Source organism: Stenotrophomonas maltophilia group sp. msm1, assembly GCF_032025805.1.
Taxonomy (GTDB): Bacteria; Pseudomonadota; Gammaproteobacteria; order Xanthomonadales; family Xanthomonadaceae; genus Stenotrophomonas; species Stenotrophomonas hibiscicola.
This window is the reverse complement of record NZ_JAVSKH010000001.1, coordinates 974,033-994,342: the sequence shown is the minus strand read 5'-3', so window position 1 is coordinate 994,342 and position 20,310 is coordinate 974,033. Positions and strand designations below refer to the sequence as shown.

Genomic DNA, 20,310 nt, shown 5'->3' with positions numbered 1-20,310 from the left:
ACCAAGAGGGCTGTCCGGCCGCGCCGCCCCAAGGCCGGGCGCCGTTTTCCCTGCGCACGGACGCGCCGCATCGAGGATTCCCACCCAGATGAGCACCACGTCCCATCCTGCCGTACCCGCGAACGACCGTGCCGCCCTGCGGCGTTCGATCTCCAACACCCTCAAAGGCTCCGCCGGCAACCTGGTGGAGTGGTACGACGTCTACGTGTACTCGGTGTTCGCCGTGTACTTCGAATCGCAGTTCTTCTCGCCGGACGACAAGAACTCCACCCTGTACGTGTGGGCGATCTTCGCCGCGACCTTCCTGATGCGCCCGATTGGTGCCTGGTTCTTCGGCCGCTTCGCCGACCGCCATGGCCGTCGCCTGGCGCTGACGGTCTCGGTCACGCTGATGGCACTGTGTTCGTTCCTCATCGCCATCACCCCCACCGCCGCCAGCATCGGCATCTGGGCCGCCGTGATCCTGCTGTTCGCGCGCCTGCTGCAGGGCTTCGCCACCGGTGGCGAGTACGGCGCCAGCGCCACCTACATGTCCGAGGCGGCCATTCCCGGCCGCCGCGGCTTCCTGTCCTCCTTCCACTACGTCACCCTGGTCGGCGGCCATGTGCTGGCCCAGCTGACCCTGCTGCTGATGCTGACCTTCTGGGGCAAGCCGGAGATCTCCGAGTGGGGCTGGCGCATCGCATTCGGCATCGGCGGCATCGCCGCGGTGGTGGTGTTCTGGCTGCGCCGTGGCATGGACGAATCGCTGTCGGAGTCGTCGATCGAGGCCGCGCGCGAGGGCAAGGCACAGAAATCCGGTTCGATGTACGAACTGTTCGTGCACCAGTGGCGGCCGCTGCTGCTGTGCTTCCTGATCACCGCCGGTGGCACCGTGGCCTTCTACACCTACTCGGTGAACGGCCCGAAGATGATCCAGAGCGCCTTCGCCGGCAACGATCCGATGACCGGCACCCTGATCAACCTGGGCGTGCTGGCGTTCCTGATGGTGCTGCAGCCGGTCGGCGGCTGGCTGTCTGACATCATCGGCCGCAAGACCCTGCTGGTGTTCTTCGGCGCCGGCGGCGTGCTGTACAGCTGGTACCTGATCACCCAGCTACCGCACCAGCATGACGCCACCCTGGCCTTCCTGACCCTGGCACTGGCCTTCGTCATCCTCACCGGCTACACGTCCATCAACGCGGTGGTGAAGGCCGAGCTGTTCCCCACCCACGTGCGTGCGCTGGGCGTAGGCCTGGGTTACGCGCTGGCCAACTCGCTGTACGGCGGCACCGCCCCGTTGCTGTACCAGGGCGCGCTGAAGACCGGCCACGTCGACTGGTTCGCCATCTACGTGACCGCAACAATCGCGGTATCGTTGGTGGTCTATGTGTTCTTCCTCACCAACAAGGGCCCGAACTGGCTCGACGGCACCCGCAAGTAAGCGCGTTGCCCTGATCGCGGCCACCGGTGCACTGCCGGTGGCCGCGGCATCTCCCGCCACGCCACTGATGTGGATCGCGGTGACGCTGGCCGCAGCCACGGCACTGGCCTGGCTGCTGCGCCGCCCCAACGCACAGGCCGCATGGCCACGCACCGGGTTCGGGGTCGCCCTGCTGGTGTTCTGCGCCGCGCTGGCGCTGCAGCTGGCGGTGGACCTGGGCAGCGGCCACAGCTCGCTGCAGCTGCGCCTGCATCGCGGCGTCAACGGCGGATCGCTGGTCGGCCTGCGCACGATGGTGGCGTGCTATCTGGCAGCGCTCGCCACCGGCGGCTGGGGCGCATGGAAGCTGCTGCGCCGGCGCAGGTAGTGCCGGCCGCTGATCGACAATCGACAATCGGCAATCGGCAATCGGCAATCGGCAATCGGCAATCGGCAATCGGCAATCGGTAGAGTCGACTGTTAGTCGACTGCTCTCTCTGTCGGCACCGAAAAACCCGCGCTGCGCGCGATAGTCGACTATCAGTCGACTCTACCCCCGGCGGAATGACATGACACCCCGCCGATTCCGATCCTCAACGGCGGGCCGCTTCGCTCTTGTCGCGCGCGCCGCGGAACTCCGATTCCTTTTCCCACGTCGGCCAGCGGCGGCTGTTGGCCAGCTCGGCGCCCAGGTCGTAGACCAGCAGCGTGTCGGCAGCGTGGCCGCTCGGGTCCCAGCTCGGCGTCCAGGCATCGCAGGCCTGGTGGTAGCAGTCGGCGAAGTACTTCTCGCGCAGCGCGCGGCCGGCTTCTACGCCGCCGTCCAGCTTGTCCAGACCGGGGCCGATGGTGATCGCCGGCACGCCCAGGCGGGCAAAGGCGAAGTGGTCGGCGCGGTAGAAGAAGCCGGCTTCCAGGTTCGGATCCGGGCTGTAGCTGCGGCCGCGGGCCTTGGCCACGCGTTCCAGGTCGCCTTCCAGCGACACCCGGCCCTTGCCCCACGAGGCGATGTCGCGGGTCGCGCCATCCGGGCTGAACATCTCGATGTTCAGCACCGCAGCGGTCTTGTCCAGCGGCGCCAGCGGATGCGCGGCGTAGTAGCTGGCGCCCAGCAGGCCCTTCTCTTCGGCGGTCAGTGCCACGAAGTACAGCGTGCGCTGCGGCTGCGGGCCAGCGGCGAACACACGGCCCAGTTCCAGCACCGTGGCCACGCCGGTGGCGTTGTCGATCGCACCGCGGCGGATGCGGTCACCCTTGGCGTCGGGCTGGCCGACACCGAACGCATCCCAGTGCGCGGAGAAGATCACCGCCTCGTCGCCATGCTCGCCACCGGGCAGCTTGGCCACCACGTTGCGGGTCACCACCTGCTCGCGCTTGAGCGCGAAATCCACGCTCAGCTTGGCGTTGTCCAGCGCCACCGGACGGAAGTCGGCACGCATCGCCTTGCGCTTCTCCGCATCGAAATCGAGGCCGGCGTCGGCGAAGATCGCCTCGGCCAGCTCGCGCTGCATCCAGCCGCGCAGCGGCGTGTGCTGCGCCATCGCCTCGGCCTGGCTGCGTTCGATGTCGAACAGCGGCGAGGTACCCGAGCTCTTCACCGTGGCCCAGCCATAGGCGGCCGGCGCGGTCTCGTGCACGATCAGCACGCCCTCGGCGCCACGGCGTGCGGCTTCCTCGAACTTGTAGGTCCAGCGGCCGTAGTAGGTCACCGCCTTGCCGTCGAACGCGCCCGGCGCATCGGCTTCGAAATCGGCGTCGTTGATCAGCACCACGGCGATCTTGCCGTGCAGGTCCACGTCCTTGTAGTCGTTCCAGTGGCGTTCCGGCGCATCAATGCCGTAACCGACGAACACCAACGGTGCATTCTTGATCTGCACGCGCTTGCGCGGCTGCAGGCTCTGCAGGGTTACGTCCACGCCATTGGCCAGCGCACGCTTGCCCTGCTTCAGCGACAGGCTGGCCTTGGCCGCGCCCTCCAGCTGCGCACGCACCAGCGGCACCGACTGCACCCAGCTGCCGTCCACGCCGCCCGGCTGCAGGCCATAGCTGCGGAACTGCTCGATCAGGTACTGCACCGTTCGCTCTTCGCCCTCGGTGGCCGGTGCGCGGCCCTCGAACTCATCCGACGCCAGCACGCGCACGTGGCGCGACAGTGCCTGCGGATCGATGCCGCCACCGGGAAGGTCATTGGCCGCATGGGCCAGGCCACCGACGAACAGGCAGGACGACAGCAGCAACACGCGCATCGGATTCACGGCAGTACCACGGCTAGCTTGGAAGTCACCAGAGTGTAACGTGGTCGTGACATCGCGGTGCAGCGTGAGCTTGCGTCATCCACGCATGGCGTGGAGCTACCGACGGATGCGATCCAGCCAGCAGGCCAGGCCCTGTGCGTTGAGTTCGATGTCCATCGCCAGCACGGCGGTCACTGCCGCATCGTCCAGCGCACAGCCATGCAGCTGTGCACGTTCCAGGTACAGCGCCTGCAGTGCAGCCAGCAGGCAGCGGTGACGGTCCGGCCGGCCATCGCACTGGCGGCCGATGGCGGCCATCGCATCGATCTGCTCGAACAGGTCGTTGGCCAGTTTCTCCACCTGTTCCACACGGCCGTAGTGGGTCAGGTACATCGCCTGCGGGCCGTAGCCCAGCATGCGCCGGATCGAGGCCTTCATCGCCTCCGGGTCGAACTGTACCGGCGACGACGTCGGGAAGATGAAGGCCCCCTGCGCGCTGTCCAGCTCGCGGTAGGAAATGCCGAAGGTATCGCCGGTGAACCAGCTGCGGCTGCGCGCATCCCACACGCAATAGTGGTGCAGTGCGTGGCCCGGCGTGTGCAGCAGCACCAGCTCGCGGCCAGCGAGATCGATGCGGTGGCCGTCTTCGGCCACCACCACGCGGTGTTCGGGAATCGGCTCGATGTGGCCGTAGCTGCGCGCGATCTCCTCGGCGCCGTACACCGCCGTCGCACCCGCAATCAGCCGGGTCGGGTCGATCATGTGCGGCGCACCGCGCGGGTGCAGCACCGCTTTCGCGTTCGGCAGCTGCTGCATCAGCAGGCCGGCGCCACCGGCGTGGTCCAGGTGCACGTGCGTGAGCAGCAGCCAGTCCACCGCGTCCACGCCCAGGCCAGCGTCCACCAGCGCCTGCAGCATGGCCGGTACTGACAGCCCGGTGCCGCAGTCGACGAAGGCCGCGCGGCCGTTTTCAACGATCAGGTAGGCCGCGTCGAAATCGGGACGCTGGAAGCCGGTATCGATGGTGTGGATGCTGGGGTCGGCGGTCATCGGCACGCACCTGGCAGGATCGGGAACAGATACCCATGGTAGGCGCGCAGGCGGCCCGGGTTCGATGCGGCTTTGGTCGGAGGGGCGCTTCTGTAGAGCCTAGCCGACGCTGGGCTGCCATTCTGTCAGGCATCAGCCGAGCATAGGCTCGGCTCTACAGCGGCACGCGAAGTCGAGCATGGCTCGACTCTACAAAGGCGGGACTACCGGTCCAGCCATCGCGGCCGCAGCAGCAACGCCAGCACCAGCACCGCCAGGAACGCGCCGTAGGCATACAGCACCGCCAGCACCTGTGGCCAGATGGGTCCGGCGCCGGGCTGCACCACGCCGATGCGGTAGCCCCACAGCATCGACACGATGCTCAGGGCGAAGGCCAGCACCAGGGTGGTGCTGTCGAACAGGCGCCGCCGCGGGGTACGCGGCTGGCGCGGGAACAGCCAGTACAGGCTGCCCAGCAGCAGGAACCAGGGCAGGAACAGCAGCAGCGACAACCAGGCCATCGCAGACTCCATGTCATCGCGCCGGAGGCGCGCGGACATCATGCCATGGGCGCTGTGCCACGGTCGTGCCGGCCGCTGGCCGGCATTCCCTATGCAAATACCGTGGTAGTGCCAGCCGCTGGCCGGCGTTTCCCATGCAATTGCCGGCCAGCGGCCGGCACGACCTTTATTCTTCGCGCAGCATGGCCAGGGCAACCAGCACGGCGTCCACCTCGGCCTCAAGCTTGAACAGCTCGCTCTGCAGCTGGTCGCCCTGCTCGGCCTGCTTGATCACGGCAATCAACTGCCCGGCATCACGCGGCGAATCGAAGCCTTCGCTCTGGATCAGCAGCGTGCCGTCACCGGCGGTCAGCTTGAAGTAGAACCGGCCGTCCTTCTCACGGTACTGCTTGAACTGCGGCGGCGCCACGCGGGCCACGCCGGCATCTTCGCTGGCGATGTCGCCCGCCGTGGACAGGTCGCGCAGGCCCACGGCGTGGCGCAGTTCTTCCAGCAGCGGTGCCGCCAACTGCTCGCGCAGCTGCTGGCCACGGCGCTTGAGCAGCGCTTCGATTTTCTCCGGCTCGGCCATCAGCGCGTTGTAGCGCTCGCGCAGCGGCGACAGTTCGCTGTCGATGCGCTCGAACAGCTGCTGCTTGGCATCGCCCCAGCTGATGCCCGCAGCGAACGCCTTCGCGAATTCCGCGGTCTGTTCCGGGGTGGCGAACGCCTGGTACATCTGGAACAGTGCCGAGCCCTCGGTGTCCTTCGGCTCACCCGGTGCGCGCGAATCGGTCAGGATCGAGAACACCAGCTTCTTCAGCTCTTCGCGCGGCACGAACAGCGGAATGGTGTTGTGGTAGCTCTTGCTCATCTTGCGGCCATCCAGGCCCGCCAGCGTCGCCACCTGCTCGTCGATCACCACGTCCGGCAGCGGGAAGTACTCCTTGCCGTACACGTGGTTGAAGCGCTGGGCGAAGTCGCGCGCCATCTCGATGTGCTGGATCTGGTCGCGGCCCACCGGCACCTGGTTGGCCTTGAAGATCAGGATGTCGGCGGCCATCAGCACCGGATACATGAACAGGCCGGCGCTGACGCCTGCGTCCTCGTCCACGCCTTCCTCGCGGTTCTTGTCCACCGCCGCCTTGTAGGCGTGCGCGCGATTGAGGATGCCCTTGCTGGCGATCGCGGTGAGGAACCACATCAGCTCGGTGGTCTCGCGGATGTCGCTCTGCCGGTAGAACCACACGTGTTCCGGGTCCAGGCCGCAGGCCAGCCAGCTGGCCGCGATCTCCAGGGTCGCGCGCTGGGTGCGCTGCGGGTCCTGTGACTTGATCAGGCTGTGCAGGTCGGCCAGGAAGAAGAAGCTCTCGATCCCCGGCGCGCGGCTGGCCGCGATGGCCGGGCGGATGGCGCCAACGTAGTTGCCCAGGTGGGGCGTGCCGGAGGGAGTGATGCCGGTAAGGACTCGGGTGGTCATGACTGCGTGGGGTAACCTTCGATGAACGGGGCCAGTTTACCTTGCACGCCACCAACCCCGTCAGGGCCCGCGGCGCGTTCATTCACGCAACCCCGCTGGAGACGCCCGATGAAACGCCTGCTGCCCCTGCTGCTTATCCTGCCTCTGGGCGGCTTCCGCCCGGCCCCGATGCCGCCGCCGGTCTACGAGGGCGGCCCCGTGCGCATGGCCCTGGTCGACCGCGACCGCGGCACCGAACTGCGCAGCTACCCCGCCGAGGGCCAGCGCTGGGTGGCCGGTGAGCGCGGTCACCGCTACGCCGTGCGCCTGTACAACGACAGCCCCCGCCGGGTGCTGGTGGTGCTGTCGGTGGACGGCGTCAACGCCATCTCCGGCGAAGATGCCGATCCCTCGCAGACCGGTTACGTGCTCAACCCCGGACAGCGCGCCGACATCACCGGCTGGCGCAAGAGCCAGGACGAAGTGGCGCAGTTCGTCTTCAGCAGCCCCAGCGGCAGCTATGCCAGCCGCACCGGCCGCCCCGACAACATCGGCGTGGTGGGCGTGGCCGTGTTCGAGGAAGCGCGCCGCTGGCGCCCTGAGCCGATCCTGCGCCGGGGCCTGCCACCGCCGGCCCCGGCTGCACAGGCCGAAGCGGCCGCCGATGCCAGCGCCAGCCGCATCGAGGGCTACGCCAGCAAGCCGCAGGCGCCGGCGCTGGGCACCGGCCACGGCGCGCGCGAGCAGTCCTCGGTGCGCGATACCGAGTTCGAGCGCGCCAGCCGCAGCCCGGCGCAGGTGTTGCAGCTGCGCTACGACAGCGCCCGCAGCCTGCGCGCGCGCGGCATCCTGGTCGATTCGCCGTCACGCCTGCCGCGCGAACCGCAGGCGTTCCCCAACCGCTACGTGCCGGACCCGCCGGCACGCTGATCCTCCGCGCAGACAACACAACGCCCGCAACCTTTCGGCGCGGGCGTTGTGTCGTGGGGGAAACCCGGGGGCTTACTTGTAATCCGGGTAATCCTTGCGCACGCTGTCTTCGAAATCCCGGACTTCCTTCTCGGCGCGGTCCTTGGCCCAGCCATAACGCTCCTGCAGGCGACCGGCCAGGTATTCGGCATTGCCTTCGGCCACATCGAAATCGTCGTTGGTCAGATCGCCCCACTTGGCCTGGGCCTTGCCCTTCAGCTGCGACCACTTGCCGGAAATGATGTCTTTGTTCATTGCTGGGAGTCCTTGGTTGCAACGGCGTTCTTACCGTGGTTCCAGCTTCGCGCAGTCGCTGTTGAGTACCGGTCAACCAGCAATGAAATGCGTGCTCACCTGCTTGAATGGTTCACTCCGCTTGCACAGCCGTGCGTGGCAGCGTGCAAGAAAAAGGCCGGGGATGATCCCCGGCCTTTTTCTTCCGTTCCGCGCCGGGCTCAGTTGCCCTTGGCGGCATCCTCAACCTTCTCACCGGCCTTCTGCACGTCCTTGCCGGCACCGGCCACAGTGTTGCAACCGGCCAGCAGGGCCACCGAGAACATCGACAACAGCATCAGGGCAACTACGCGCTTCATGGGCTTCTCCTTGGGTTTGCCGCTACACCGCTTCATTCGCGGATGGGATTCTTTCGCTCAGCGGGAGAAGGCCAATGCCCGCCGCCGCCGCGTGAAGTGCAATCTGGCGGCAGGGGCGTGGAGCGGGTGTGAACGGATCGGCGATCCGTTCAGGCGGTTGCCTTAGTCGCGCATCAGGGTGGACTTGCCGAACAGGCTCTCGACCAGGTCCACGGCCAGTTCGGCGGTGGCATTCTGCTTGTCCAGCAAGGGGTTGAGCTCGACGATGTCCAGCGACCCCATGCACCCGGTGTCAGCGATCATCTCCATCACCAGCTGCGCCTCGCGGTAGTTCACCCCACCCGGCACGGTGGTGCCCACGCCCGGCGCGATGCTCGGGTCGAGGAAATCCACATCGAAGCTGACATGCAGGTGGGTGTTCTCGTCGATGCCCGCCAGTGCTGCTTCGACCGTGCGCTTCATGCCGTTCTCATCGATGTAGCGCATGTCATAGACATCCACGTTGTGGGTCTTGATCAGGCGCTTCTCTTCCGGGTCCACCGAACGGATGCCGATCTGGTGCACCTGGGTGGGAGTGATCGCCGGTGCGCTGCCGCCGAGGTGGGTCAGCGCCTCCGGGCCGAGGCCGCACAGGCAGGCCACCGGCATGCCGTGGATGTTGCCCGAGGGGGTGACATCGCTGGTATTGAAATCGGAATGTGCATCCAGCCACAGCACGCGCAGGGTCTTGCCCTGCTCGCGGCACCAGCGTGCCACGGCAGTGATCGAACCGATGCCCAGGCAGTGGTCGCCGCCGAGCATGATCGGCATGCGGCCGGCCTGCAGTTCGGCATAGCTGGCTTCCATCAGTGCATGATTCCACGCCACCACTTCCTCCAGATGGCGGTAGCCCTGCACCGGCGCGGTCCACGGGTTGCGCGGGCCATCCAGGTTGCCCAGGTCGCGCACGTCCACGCCGCGCGCTTCCAGCGCCTCCGGCAGGCCCGCCACGCGCAGCGCTTCCGGCCCCAGCCGTGCACCGCGATGGCCCGCACCGACATCGGTGGGAACGCCGATCAGGGATACGGAAATGGGATGGGCCATGGGTGCCTCCTTGCGGGGGAAAAAGAAGCACAGTCTAGCCAGAGCTGTGTGACACCACTCGCGGCGGTGCAGCAGGGCATTGGCGCCGCCATGGCGCAAATGGACAACAGGCAGCCATGCGTAGGGATTCCCCGGCCTTATGGATCAGAAATTCTTCCGCCTGTGATGGGGTTCTCCACAGTGACGGATACGGCTCTATCGCTTTCCCTTCAGTACAGCGAAGGTTCTCGCCCAAATTGGAGGCTCGGATGTTCCCGCATTGAATCGAAGTAGACTCCCAGCCGGCTTCTTGGCGCCACTCAGCAAGCACCTGTGTATCGGCACGCTCACGGTGTTGACCGCGTCCTGCTCGGTATCCGGCGCCGATACCTCCTCGGCAGAGCACGCGCCACTTCTGGCGTCGGCGGATGAAGCTTCAACCCATGAAATAGCCGATCCGCGTACGGCAAGGACCGCTGCACAGCGATCCACCGCGACGGTCAATGCGCGCATCGCGTTGGGACCCAGAGCTTTCCTGATCGACATCAGGCCTCCCGAATACAGAGGCGATGCCACGAACTACATCGACCAGAGAATGCAGCGATCAAAATCTGGCGACGGCCAAGCAAGCTACGAAATACACTCGAGGCTTGCCAGCTGCAAACGAGCCCTCGATCCGGGCGACGACAGTGAGTACAAGGTGTACTCATCCATGGGACTTGCCGAGCAGTTCTCGAGGCGTATCGAAGAAGAAATCGAGAACTGCAAGGCGATTGCCCAACGAACCGACATCACGGGAGAAAACTGGCTGTCACTGGCAGCCGCTCAAGGGTCCATTGAAGCCCGACTGATGTACGCCCAGAACCCTCGCGCCGCCATCGGCAATCTCACCGAAGTCCTCTCTGATCCCAGCAGGTTGATCGACTTTCGCCGGAACGCTGTGGAGTATCTGGACGAATCTGTTTCTTCAGGAAACCTGGATTCCATCGAAGCGCTCGCAAACATCTATGACAGAGGAATAGTCGCCGAGCGCTCCTACACCAGGAGCCTCGGCTACTGGATGGCCCTGCACCGCGTGCATCCAAGCCAGTACTCGGCGGAATCGATAAGTCGCCTGTCCAGCAGCATGCAGGCAGAGCAGATCATTCGTGCGCAGGAAATCTCAAGAGAAATCTACCAATCATGCTGCCAATGACGTTCGATTGGTAATCCTGCAAACCAAAAATAGACAAACGGCTTAATAATATGAGAACAAAGATAATTATTGCGGCAATCGTGGTCCTGGCAGCATTCGCCGCACTTCCATTCGCGCATGCAACCTAGCCTTTCGGCAACCCTTCAACCGTGTTCGGCCCAGCGTCCTGCACACCGTGTCGTGGGCAGACCCCACTTCCAGACACAGCTACCAGAGCGTTCCTGACCAGATACACGCAGGTGACGAACAAGAAAAATTCCGGAACCTTCAATGAGTCCATCCAACCAGGATCCAAGGTCATCGTCTGCAACGCGTCCCACTGCGTGACCTACCAAATGACCGATAGCCAGGACTGGAATGGGACTTCGCGTGAGCCCATCACAACGAGCCCTCCCCCTCGCGGCGGCGGGAATGGCAATGGCGGTGGCGGCGGCGGTTACACCGGGCCCATCAGCGGCGGCAGCTACGGTGGAGGCGGCGGCGGAGGCTCCGGCAAAGTCACAGTCGGGCCGGCCAAGCCGTCCCTCCCCACCCAGGAGGATTGATGGCACCACGTGATAGCACCATTGGCGTGCTTCTGCAGGTCAATTCACACGCGAGCAACCACATGCCTGACTGCCATCATGGGACACAGACTCAGCGCCGCTTGATCGGCGTCACGCAGTTGAGCCAGCTTCACCACGTGGGTCGTGATGGGCAGCGCGATAGCGAAGACGGCGCCGGATTCGCGGTGGAGTGCAGCCCCGCTCTATATGTCGCTTCTGGCATTGCGATGCTCGAAACGGGCCAAACGCGATAATTCACTTTTCCTTTCAGATCACCCGATGCCATCGAAACAAACGACTGGCAGGCGGGGATTTCGCGTGCGCATGATGAATCGCCACCTGCAAAGGTGGTCGGGACTTCCAAGCCCGTTTAGTCGAAGCTGTATACGCTTGCCAGCCGGCGCCGTCTTTCCAAAAGCGGCGCCGGCTGGCAATCCGTTCGCCGATCGACGGCGGGCGGTGCGTGGGGACCCTGTGCCCGCCGGCTCATCGATTTCCGGTCTTGGAAGCCACGCATCGCCCGGCACCCTCTTCGGGTGGCACCTCTGTTCCCGACGAGGACGCCATGCAACGCCTATTGATCGCAGACGAAGCGTATTCAATGGGCTGGATCACCGTCCAAGAAGGCCGGTACAGGTACATGGCCATTGGAGCAGAAGCCGTCATGATCCGAGGCGTTCTAAGCGAGTACTTAGGCTATGAGGTGATCTGGGAGAACTGACGGTCCGCCCGAGTTTGGTGCCGCTTGTCCGAATCGAACGGACGACCTACTGATTACAAATCAGTTGCTCTACCGACTGAGCTAAAGCGGCGATGTCGTACTTCTCTTGCTCAAACCGTGTCCGGCTTGCCCCACAGTCTACGCGCTGGCGGGCCTAAAGCCTTACCGCGCTTAGCCTTCCTGCCTGCCGCCACAACAACCGCGCCCGAGTTACAAGACAGTTGCTCTACCAACTGAGCTAAAGCGGCATGGGTGGTGCACCGGCGGCAGCGCCGCGGTCCGGGGATTCTAGCGCAACCGCGTGCATTCCAGCGACCGGCTCTGTGCCGCCCCGCTGCGCTGCTGGGCCTGGGCGGGTTGCGTGCCTGCCGCCAGCTGCCCTTCCAGCCACCACTGGCCGGCGTCGCCGCTGGCGACAAGGCGCGGCTGGAAGCCGGCGGCCTGCACCGCCGCCATGCGCCGCTCCGCGCCTTCGCGGTTGCGGTACTGGCCCAGCGCCACCGCGTTGGCCTCCTCGCCCTGGCTGATGATGTAGTAGTCGCTCAGGCCAGCGGCGACGATGCGTTTCACGGTGGCCTGGGCTTCTTCGCGGTTGGCGGCGGCCGGCAGCATCACCCGGTAACGGGCACTGCCGCTGGCAGCAGGCTGTTCGCGCAGGCGCACCTGGCTGAGCAGCGTGCTGGCCTTGCCCTGCGCACTGGTAGCGGCGGCGCGATCGGCGAACGGGCCCAGCGCGACGCAGCGCGGCGGTTCGGCAGCCACGGGCGGGGTTACGGGCTTTTCCGGCGCCGGGGTCGGGGTCGGTGCAGGCGGTGTTGCCGGCTTGGCAGCGGCAGCAACCGGCGTAGCCTCAGCCGCCTGCGGCTTGGCAATCTCCGGCTTGGCCGGGGCGGCGGGCGCCGGCGTTACAGCCACGGCCGTCTTCTCCGCCGGCTCGCGCTCCATCAACGGCGCGGTCGGCGCGGCAGCCGTGGCTTCGGCGGCCGCGGCGGCATCCACGCCACCGGGCACCCAGCGCAGCTCGGCCACGCCCGCGGGTTGCGGTGGCGGCGCAGGCTTCTGTGGTGCATCGCGCAGCAGCCACCAGCAGGCGACGCCAAGGTTGAGGATGGCCAGTACGACGATCAGGGCACGGGTCAGCATGCGCGGATACTAGCCTGCGGGCTGGTGCACCGCCCAGCGGGCGAGACCATCCAGCACCAGCGAGGGGTGGTAGTCGGCGCCGGGCAGCAACGGCATCAGCGCCGGTGCGCCGCCACCGTGCACCAGCAGCGACGGTGCCACGCCCAGCAGCGTGTGCGCCTGCTGTGCGCTGCGTTCGATCAGTGCCACGGCCGCACCATCGCAGCCGGAGGCCAGCGCGTCGGCGGTGTCGTTGGCGAATTCGCTGTAGTCACCGCCGGTAGCCGGCAGCTGCACCGCGCGGGCATGCAGCGCTTCGCGCATGGTGGTCGGCGATGCGGAAATGCGGCCACCGTGGTGCTGGCCGTCAGCGTCGAGCAGGTCAATCGTCAGTGCGGTGCCCACGCCCACCACCAGCACCGGGCGCTGCGCCTTGGCAGCGGCCAGCAGGGCCAGGAAGCGGTCGACGCCGAACTTTTCCGGCTTGGCATAGGCAATGCGCACACCGGCGCATTCGGCGCTGGTACGCACCACGTGCACGTGCTCGAAGCGACGCTGCAGCTGGTCCAGCATCGCGCTGGTCAGCGACGGTGCGGCCACGCTGGCCACGAACGCGGTGGTGCCGCTGGGCAGGCTGTGCGGCGGCTGCCCGGCCATGCCTTCGGCGCCATGCGCCCAGGCCTGCACGTCACCGGCACGATCACCCTGCAACGGCGCGAACTTGAAGCGCGAGTTGCCGAGGTCGAACAACCAATCGCTCATGCCGCCCTCACGCTGACTTCGCCGGCATGCAGCAGGCGCTCGCGGCCATCGATGCGCACGCGCAAGGCGCCGTCATCGGCCAGGCCGAGCGCGGTGCCATGCTGCCACTGCCCTTCCAGTTCCACCCGTACTTCGCGACCGGCCAGCATGTCGAACGCGGCGTAGCGCGGCAGGAACGGCGCCAGGCCTTCGCGATCGAATTCTTCCAGTGCCGGCAGCAGGCGCGCCAGCACGGCAGCAACCACCACGTTGCGGTCCACCGGCTTGCCGGCCAGCGTGTCCAGGTCCACCCACGGCTGGGTGATCTGCTCGGCGAAGGATGGCGGCATGTGCGTGTTGATGCCGATGCCGATCACCGCGCGCGCCGGGCCGGCATATTCGCCACCGCCCTCGGCCAGCAGGCCGACCAGCTTGCGCTTGCCATCGACGATCAGGTCATTCGGCCACTTCAGCTGCGCCTGGGTATAGCCCAGGTCGTGCAGCGCTTCGGCCACGGCGATGCCAGCCACCAGGCTCAGCCCGGCCAGGCGGCCGAGGCCACCGGAGAACAGCCGCAGCACCGACAGGTACACATGCGCGGCCAGCGGCGACGCCCACGTACGGCCGCGACGGCCGCGGCCGCCGGTCTGGCGTTCGGCCAGCAGGACGCTCACCCCGCGCTGGGGCGCGCTGCAACGCAGCAATTCGGCATTGGTCGAGTCCACCGTCCAGGCCACCTGCAGGTCGTGCAGCAGCGGCAGCACCTCGGCGGGCAGGCCGGCACGGATCGCATCCGGGTCCAGCAGGTCGACCGGGCGGGTCAGGCCATAGCCCTCACCTGCACGGCCTTCGATGTCCACACCGGCGGCTCTAAGTCCTTGAATACGCTTCCAAATGGCCGCCCGGGTCTGGCCCAGCTCACGGGCCAGGGCGTCGCCGGAGAGGCGACCGGCAGCGAGTTTGGCCAGCAATTGGCGGTCGTCCACGGCAGCTTCCACGAAGTCAGGAAGGAATTATGCGGGAAAGCCGCCAGCGGCGCCCGCCACGCTGGGTTCTGCGGGGGCTTCCAACGGGGCGCCGGGTTCGGGCTAGAATCGGGAACTCACCTTCCCTTAACGTGGATGTCGTCAATGCGCCGCTATGCCCATTGCCTGATCCTGCTGACGATGCCCTTCGCGGCGTCTGCGACGGCAGCGCTGGACGACAGCCGCGGCGCCTGCGTGTCCTCCAACGGCGATGCCGCCTCGCAGCGTGCACCGACCGCGACCGCTTCGGCCGCCACCACCAAGCCGGCACCGGTCCGCCCGGCAGCCAACACCAGCACGGGCGGCGGTGGCAGCGACGACGACGTGCTGCAGCGCATCCGCGCACCGAAGTGGCACAGCTACCTGCCGGGAATGTTCCGCTGATCAAGTCGTTGCTGCAGTGGCTGCGACCTGCGCCGCGGCCGATCGACGATGTACTGTGGAATGAGGCCTGCCGCCGTGCGGCCTGGCTGCGCGGTCTGGACGACGAACGCCGCGCACGCCTGCGCGTGCTGGCCACGCGCTTCCTGCACGAGAAGACCATCACGCCGATCGGCGAGCTGCAGCTGGAGGCCGGCGATGGCGTGCTGCTGGCGGCGCTGTGCTGCCTGCCGCTGCTGGAGTTCGGCGAGGTGGGTCTGGAAGGCTGGTCGCAGCTGATCGTCTACCCCGATGCATTCCGCGTACATCGCAGCCACATGGATGCGGCCGGCGTACTGCATGAGTGGGATGACGAACTGATTGGCGAATCGTGGGACAGCGGTCCGTTGATCCTGTCGTGGGCCGATGTGCAGGCCGACCTGGCGACGCCGCACGAGGGCTACTGCGTGGCGGTGCACGAGATGGTGCACAAGCTGGATGCACTGGATGGCGCGATGGACGGCACGCCGCCGCTGCCGCGCGAATGGCAGCGTGAGTGGGCGGCCATCTTCCAGCGCGCCTACGATGCGTTCTGCGCGCAGGTGGATGCGGGCGAAGAAACGCTGATCGATCCGTATGCGGCCGAAGCGCCGGAAGAATTCTTCGCGGTGACCAGCGAGTATCACTTCTCGGCACCGGATCTGCTGCAGCAGGCGTTGCCGGAGGTGGCCGCGCAGCTGCGGCGGTTCTATGGCGAGCCGCCGACGATCGAAACACGGTAGTGCCGGCCGCTGGCCGGCACCTTGGCAATGCCACCGAAGATCATGAGGGTGCCGCCAGCGGCCGGCACTACCGTTTGCGGGGCTTACGGCCCCGGCGGCAAGCGCACTTCGAAACGGGCGCCGCCCAGTTCGCTGGAACGGCCGACGGCCAGTTCGCCGCGGTAATCCTTGATCAGGTCCTGCACGATCGACAGGCCGATGCCGTGGCCCTGCACGCGCTCGTCGCCACGCACGCCACGCTGTAGCACTTTGCCGATGTCGTCCGGGGCAATGCCCGGGCCATCGTCGTCCACCGCCAGCAGCAGGCCAGCGCGGCGCGCGTTCGGTGCCGGCAGCGGCTGCGCGGTCAGCAACACGCGGCGGTTGGCCCACTTGAAGGCATTTTCCAGCAGGTTGCCGAGCAGTTCCTGCAGGTCGCCCGGTTCGCCGTGGAAGCGCGCGGCCGGGTCGATGTCGAATTCGCACAGCACGCCCTTGGAGGCATAGACCTTTTCCAGGCCGCGCACGATCTCCTCGGCGTTGGATTCAATCGGCAGCGGCGCGGAGAACAGCTTGTGGCCCGACGATGCAGCACGTGCCAGCTGGTAGGAGACCAGGTTGTTCATGCGCTGCAGCTGCACGTCCAGCTCCTCGCGCAGGGCGCCATCGCCGGCACCGCTGTCCATCTGCGTGCGCAGCACGGCGATGGGCGTCTTCAGGCTGTGCGCCAGGTCGGCCAGGGTATTGCGCTGGCGCTCGAGGTTCTCGCGCTCGCTTTCAATGAAGGCGTTGATGCTGTCGGTCAGCGGCTCCAGCTCGCGCGGGTGGCGCTCGCTCATGCGCTCGGTCTCGCCGCGCTGCACCTTGGTCAGCTCGGTGATCACGCGACGCAGCGGCCGCAGGCTCCACTGCAGGATGACGGTCTGCAGCAGCAGCAGGATCAGGCCGATGCCGCCCAGGTAGAACCAGACCCGGCCACGGAACACGCGCAGCTGCGCGCCCAGCGCGCGCGAGTCTTCCATCACGTAGATGGTGTAGGGGAATTCGGTGGCCGGGTCGGCGTCGGCGTCCCACACCAGGCCCAGGCCATAGCGGTACACCGAGCCCTGGCTGCCGTCGATCTGGATCATCGGCAGCGGGCCTTCGAACACTTCCTGGCGCGGTGCCAGCAGGCCGCCGCCGACGGTGGGCAGCATCGGGCCTTCGGCGGACATCGAATTGCCCTTGCCGTGCGGCATCACCACCTGCAGGTACAGGCCACTGCCCGGCACGTCGAAGCGCGAATCCGGCGGCTGCTCGCGGATGTACAGCGAGCGGTCGCGGGTGAAGTCGATGCCGGCCGCGTAGGCGGTGGCGTAGTTCTTCAGGCGCTCACGCAGGTTGGCCTTCGCCGTATCGGCGAAGGCGGCGTCGAGCGCGTAACCGGCCAGGGCCAGGAACGCGACCAGGCCCACGGACGCGGCAAGCATCTGGCGCGCCTGCAGCGAGCGCGGCCGCCAGCGTCGGAAGAACCACAGACGGCCGGACATCATGGTATCGCCAGGGTGAGCCGGCTCAGCCCTCGTTGCGCGGAATCGCGAAACGGTAGCCGCGGCCGCGCACGGTCTCGATCGGCTTCAGTTCGCCATCCGGATCCAGCTTCTTGCGCAGGCGACCGATGAACACTTCCAGCACGTTCGAATCGCGGTCGAAGTCCTGCTGGTAGATGTGCTCGGTGAGGTCGGCCTTGGAGACCAGTTCACCGGCGTGCATCATCAGGTACTCCAGCACCTTGTACTCGTAGCTGGTCAGGTCCACATTGCTGCCAGAGACGCTGACGGTCTGGGCGGCGAGATCCAGTGCAACGGGACCGCATTCCAGCGTCGGCTTGCTCCAGCCGGCGGCGCGGCGCAGCAACGCGTTGACGCGGGCAAGCAGCTCTTCGACGTGGAATGGCTTGACCAGGTAATCGTCGGCGCCCTGCTTCAGGCCTTCGACCTTGTCCTGCCAGCTCGAACGCGCGGTCAGGATCAGCACCGGGAACTTCTTGCCTTCGTCACGCAGGGCCTTGATCAGCTCCATGCCCGACATCTTGGGCAGGCCGAGGTCGATGATGCCGACATCGAACGGAACTTCGCGCCCCATGTAGAGGCCTTCCTCGCCGTCCTGCGCAGCATCGACGGCAAAGCCTTCGCGCTTGAGCCGGGCTGCCAGGGTCTCACGCAGCGGGGCTTCGTCTTCGACCAGAAGGATACGCATGAACTCTCCCTAGTGTCCTGGGTGTGGCCCGGAGGCCTGTGGGGTACGGGTTGATAGCGACAACTATCCCTGTTCAGGGGTTATCGCCGCGTAGTGATGACATATCCGACCGCGGCGTGCGCGGCTGTGAACGCGACGGTGCGGGGTCGTCCATGTAGCGGACCCGGCCCCGGTCGTCCATGTACTTCACCCGGTTGATGTCACGCCCATCGAACGGCACGCGCTCGGCGCCGAGGATGTGGCCGCCGGTGGTGCGCTGCACGCGGCGCACGGCATCGGACAGCGAGCGCTCGTCGCCACGGCCACCGCGCTCGCCCCGCTCCATCATCTCCGCGCGCCCCTGGTCGCCGCGCGGCGGCTGCTGCGCAAGCGCCGACGACAGCGGCACAGCCGACAGCGCCACGCAGGTGGCCAGGGCAATGCGGCGATGGAAGGGAGCGGAAGACATCGATGCGATCCTAGCCGAGCACGGCGATTCGTTCAAAAGTCGTAAATCCGGAAGCCGGGTGCGGGACCCGGCCTTTACAATTCCTTTGCAAATTCTTGGTTTAGGGCAGTGAATCCGATCTGAACTTTTCCGGGCGATGCCGCGAGTTGTTCATCTAGGTGAACATTCGGGACGAATCGCCGCCCCTTGTCAAGTCAGGACTGTGACCGACGTCACGCTGCGGCGCGATCAGCTTCGCGTTCGGTGACCGCCAAGGCCTGTTCGACCAGGCTCCAGTCGGCGCCCGGGCGGTGTGCGCCCTCGCTCAGCACCTGACGGAATGCGCGGCCGCCGGGTTGGCCGTGGAACAGGCCGAGCAGGTGGCGGGTGATGTGCTTCAGCGCCAGGCCTTCGCCCAGACGCGCCTCGACGTAGGGGCGCAGCGCGCGCAACAGGTCACCACGGGCCTGCAGCGGGGCGCCGGTGTGCAGCGCCTCCAGCTGATGCAGCAGGTAGGGGTCGTGGTAGGCCGCGCGGCCCAGCATCACGCCATCGACGTGCGCGGCCTGCGCCTGCACCGCCTCGATGCTGGCCAGGCCGCCGTTGATCACCACCGGCAGTGCCGGGCGCTCCTGCTTGAGGCGGTAGGCCCAGTCGTACTTCAGCGGCGGAACCTCGCGGTTCTCCTTCGGCGACAGGCCCTTCAGCCACGCGTTGCGCGCATGCACCACCACCATTGCGGCACCGGCGGCGACCTGGCGGTCGACGAAGGCGACGAACACGTCGTAATCGTTGTCCTCGTCCACGCCCAGGCGGCATTTCACCGTCACCGGGATGTCGACCGCATCGACCATCGCCGCCACGCACTCGGCCACCAGCACCGGCTCGCGCATCAGGCAAGCGCCGAAACGCCCGGCCTGCACGCGGTCGGACGGGCAGCCGCAGTTGAGGTTGACCTCGTCGTATCCCCACTCGGCGGCAATGCGCGCAGCCTGCGCCAGCAGGGCCGGATCGCTGCCACCCAGCTGCAGCGCCAGCGGCTGTTCGCTGCGGTCGAAGCCGAGCAGGCGCTCGCGGTCGCCGTGGATGACCGCGTTGGCGTGCACCATCTCCGTGTACAGGCGTGCACCCGGCGCCAGCACGCGATGGAACACGCGGCAGTGGCGGTCGGTCCAGTCCATCATCGGCGCAACGGACAGGCGCAGGGAATCAGCGTAACGGGCGGTGGCGGACGTCATCGGGGTGTTGATCATGGAGACTGGCATTGCCAGTGAGATCAATAGTTTACACCGCTCGGCTGAATGGCGGCGGCTGGCGCCCGGACAGCGCTGGGGCGCCCGGGCCCGAGGGCCGTCCGCAAGCCGGGCGGCGCCACCCCACAATGACGGGCAACCGGTCACAGTTGTCGCGATTCGTTGACGACGACGAAATATTGACGCCGTTATAGTCCGTCGCTCGCAATGGATTGGACGTGTGGAGCAGATGATGCAGCACAAGCGTTTGAGCAGGACCCTCGCCACCGCGCTGGCGGTCGCCGTACTGGCCATCGGCACGGCAACCGCAGCACCGGCTGCCACCGGGCTGAGCCCGACCTTCACCACCTGCCGTGACAAGGCACAGGGTGCGATCGAGCAGGCCGCCTGCCTGACCTCGGAAAGCGCACGCCAAGACCAGCGCCTGAACCAGGCCTACCGCCAGCTGCAGGCAAAGCTGACTGGCGCAAAGAAGACCAAGCTGGTGAATGCCCAGCGCGCGTGGCTGCAGTCGCGCAGCCGCGATGGCGAACTGGATACCGCGCTGTACGACGATTCGCAGCCCGGCAACCTGCAGGGCGAGCTGAACGATGTGATGCGCCTGAGCGCGCGTGCCGACCAGCTGCAGAAGTATCTGCAGCTGCTGGACTGACCCTTGAGGGGCAGACCCTCTG

At 66.7% G+C, this 20,310-nt stretch carries 21 protein-coding genes and 1 tRNA gene; 7 read left to right on the top strand and 15 right to left on the bottom strand.

Going from position 1 to position 20,310, the window contains the following annotated elements:
- The first annotated feature begins 88 nt into the window (after nt 1-88).
- Together ROV95_RS04370 and ROV95_RS04365 are read left to right on the top strand one after the other, a co-directional pair.
- Nucleotides 89-1,423, top strand: coding sequence for an MFS transporter (locus tag ROV95_RS04370; protein ID WP_312543220.1), 1,335 nt, complete (start codon nt 89-91; stop codon nt 1,421-1,423).
- A gap of 67 nt (nt 1,424-1,490) precedes the next feature.
- The gene (locus ROV95_RS04365; RefSeq protein WP_312543812.1) at nt 1,491-1,790 is read left to right on the top strand and encodes a hypothetical protein; all 300 of its coding nucleotides are present in this window, start codon (nt 1,491-1,493) and stop codon (nt 1,788-1,790) included.
- 205 nt (nt 1,791-1,995) lie between these two features.
- On the opposite strand, the gene ROV95_RS04360 is transcribed toward ROV95_RS04365, so the two are convergent.
- From ROV95_RS04360 to ROV95_RS04345, 4 genes are all read right to left on the bottom strand, one after another.
- On the bottom strand, nt 1,996-3,648 hold the full coding sequence (locus ROV95_RS04360) for a M28 family metallopeptidase (RefSeq protein ID WP_312543810.1): 1,653 nt from the start codon (nt 3,646-3,648) through the stop codon (nt 1,996-1,998).
- 105 nt (nt 3,649-3,753) lie between these two features.
- Nucleotides 3,754-4,686 (bottom strand): MBL fold metallo-hydrolase, encoded by a 933-nt coding sequence (locus ROV95_RS04355; RefSeq protein ID WP_312543219.1) that lies wholly within the window; start codon nt 4,684-4,686, stop codon nt 3,754-3,756.
- A 203-nt stretch (nt 4,687-4,889) separates the two neighbouring features.
- On the bottom strand, nt 4,890-5,186 hold the full coding sequence (locus ROV95_RS04350; RefSeq protein ID WP_021203838.1) for a hypothetical protein: 297 nt from the start codon (nt 5,184-5,186) through the stop codon (nt 4,890-4,892).
- Between the two features lie 166 nt (nt 5,187-5,352).
- Nucleotides 5,353-6,645, bottom strand: a complete 1,293-nt coding sequence (locus ROV95_RS04345; protein ID WP_312543218.1) for a tryptophan--tRNA ligase — start codon at nt 6,643-6,645, stop codon at nt 5,353-5,355.
- 108 nt (nt 6,646-6,753) lie between these two features.
- Between ROV95_RS04345 and ROV95_RS04340 the strand changes: the two genes are divergently transcribed.
- Entirely contained in the window at nt 6,754-7,554 is an 801-nt protein-coding gene (locus ROV95_RS04340; protein WP_312543216.1) for a hypothetical protein, read from the top strand.
- Nucleotides 7,555-7,626: 72 nt separating this feature from the next.
- Here ROV95_RS04340 and ROV95_RS04335 read toward each other — a convergent pair whose 3' ends face one another.
- The 3 genes from ROV95_RS04335 to rocF all read right to left on the bottom strand — a co-directional run bounded on the left by ROV95_RS04335 (nt 7,627) and on the right by rocF (nt 9,269).
- Complete coding sequence (locus ROV95_RS04335) at nt 7,627-7,848, bottom strand: CsbD family protein (protein WP_019661831.1); 222 nt, start codon at nt 7,846-7,848, stop codon at nt 7,627-7,629.
- 200 nt (nt 7,849-8,048) lie between these two features.
- Nucleotides 8,049-8,186, bottom strand: a complete 138-nt coding sequence (locus ROV95_RS04330; protein WP_019661832.1) for an entericidin A/B family lipoprotein — start codon at nt 8,184-8,186, stop codon at nt 8,049-8,051.
- 162 nt (nt 8,187-8,348) lie between these two features.
- The gene (gene rocF, locus ROV95_RS04325; RefSeq protein ID WP_021203836.1) at nt 8,349-9,269 is read right to left on the bottom strand and encodes an arginase; all 921 of its coding nucleotides are present in this window, start codon (nt 9,267-9,269) and stop codon (nt 8,349-8,351) included.
- A gap of 289 nt (nt 9,270-9,558) precedes the next feature.
- Between rocF and ROV95_RS04320 the strand changes: the two genes are divergently transcribed.
- A complete protein-coding gene (locus ROV95_RS04320) occupies nt 9,559-10,443 on the top strand; it encodes a hypothetical protein (protein WP_312543213.1) in 885 nt (294 codons plus the stop codon).
- Nucleotides 10,444-11,724: 1,281 nt separating this feature from the next.
- On the opposite strand, the gene ROV95_RS04315 is transcribed toward ROV95_RS04320, so the two are convergent.
- The 4 genes from ROV95_RS04315 to birA form a co-directional block, all read right to left on the bottom strand.
- Nucleotides 11,725-11,800: transfer RNA gene (locus tag ROV95_RS04315), tRNA-Thr, on the bottom strand.
- Nucleotides 11,801-11,997: 197 nt separating this feature from the next.
- Nucleotides 11,998-12,852: an SPOR domain-containing protein gene (locus ROV95_RS04310; protein ID WP_059034861.1), complete on the bottom strand. Its 855-nt coding sequence runs from the start codon at nt 12,850-12,852 to the stop codon at nt 11,998-12,000.
- Nucleotides 12,853-12,861: 9 nt separating this feature from the next.
- Nucleotides 12,862-13,593: a type III pantothenate kinase gene (locus tag ROV95_RS04305; RefSeq protein ID WP_005407698.1), complete on the bottom strand. Its 732-nt coding sequence runs from the start codon at nt 13,591-13,593 to the stop codon at nt 12,862-12,864.
- Entirely contained in the window at nt 13,590-14,558 is a 969-nt protein-coding gene (birA, locus tag ROV95_RS04300; RefSeq protein ID WP_019661841.1) for a bifunctional biotin--[acetyl-CoA-carboxylase] ligase/biotin operon repressor BirA, read from the bottom strand. Before birA ends, ROV95_RS04305 begins: the two co-directional genes overlap by 4 nt.
- Before the next feature lie 144 nt (nt 14,559-14,702).
- Here birA and ROV95_RS04295 point away from each other — a divergent pair, with 144 nt between their 5' ends.
- Together ROV95_RS04295 and ROV95_RS04290 are read left to right on the top strand one after the other, a co-directional pair.
- Nucleotides 14,703-14,981: a hypothetical protein gene (locus tag ROV95_RS04295; RefSeq protein WP_005411956.1), complete on the top strand. Its 279-nt coding sequence runs from the start codon at nt 14,703-14,705 to the stop codon at nt 14,979-14,981.
- Nucleotides 14,948-15,739 carry a M90 family metallopeptidase gene (locus ROV95_RS04290; RefSeq protein ID WP_167692750.1) on the top strand — a complete coding sequence of 264 codons (792 nt, stop codon included), beginning with the start codon at nt 14,948-14,950 and terminating at the stop codon, nt 15,737-15,739. Before ROV95_RS04295 ends, ROV95_RS04290 begins: the two co-directional genes overlap by 34 nt.
- An 83-nt stretch (nt 15,740-15,822) precedes the next feature.
- Here ROV95_RS04290 and ROV95_RS04285 read toward each other — a convergent pair whose 3' ends face one another.
- From ROV95_RS04285 to dusA, 4 genes are all read right to left on the bottom strand, one after another.
- Nucleotides 15,823-17,247, bottom strand: a complete 1,425-nt coding sequence (locus ROV95_RS04285; protein WP_032953760.1) for a sensor histidine kinase — start codon at nt 17,245-17,247, stop codon at nt 15,823-15,825.
- A gap of 25 nt (nt 17,248-17,272) precedes the next feature.
- Nucleotides 17,273-17,956 carry a response regulator transcription factor gene (locus tag ROV95_RS04280; protein ID WP_053520384.1) on the bottom strand — a complete coding sequence of 228 codons (684 nt, stop codon included), beginning with the start codon at nt 17,954-17,956 and terminating at the stop codon, nt 17,273-17,275.
- Between the two features lie 73 nt (nt 17,957-18,029).
- Nucleotides 18,030-18,404, bottom strand: coding sequence for a hypothetical protein (locus ROV95_RS04275; RefSeq protein ID WP_058979781.1), 375 nt, complete (start codon nt 18,402-18,404; stop codon nt 18,030-18,032).
- Between the two features lie 212 nt (nt 18,405-18,616).
- Nucleotides 18,617-19,648, bottom strand: a complete 1,032-nt coding sequence (gene dusA, locus ROV95_RS04270) for a tRNA dihydrouridine(20/20a) synthase DusA (RefSeq protein ID WP_312543207.1) — start codon at nt 19,646-19,648, stop codon at nt 18,617-18,619.
- Nucleotides 19,649-19,868: 220 nt separating this feature from the next.
- On the opposite strand from dusA, the gene ROV95_RS04265 reads away from it, so the two are divergent.
- Complete coding sequence (locus ROV95_RS04265; protein ID WP_024956209.1) at nt 19,869-20,288, top strand: lysozyme inhibitor LprI family protein; 420 nt, start codon at nt 19,869-19,871, stop codon at nt 20,286-20,288.
- Nucleotides 20,289-20,310: the final 22 nt, after the last annotated feature.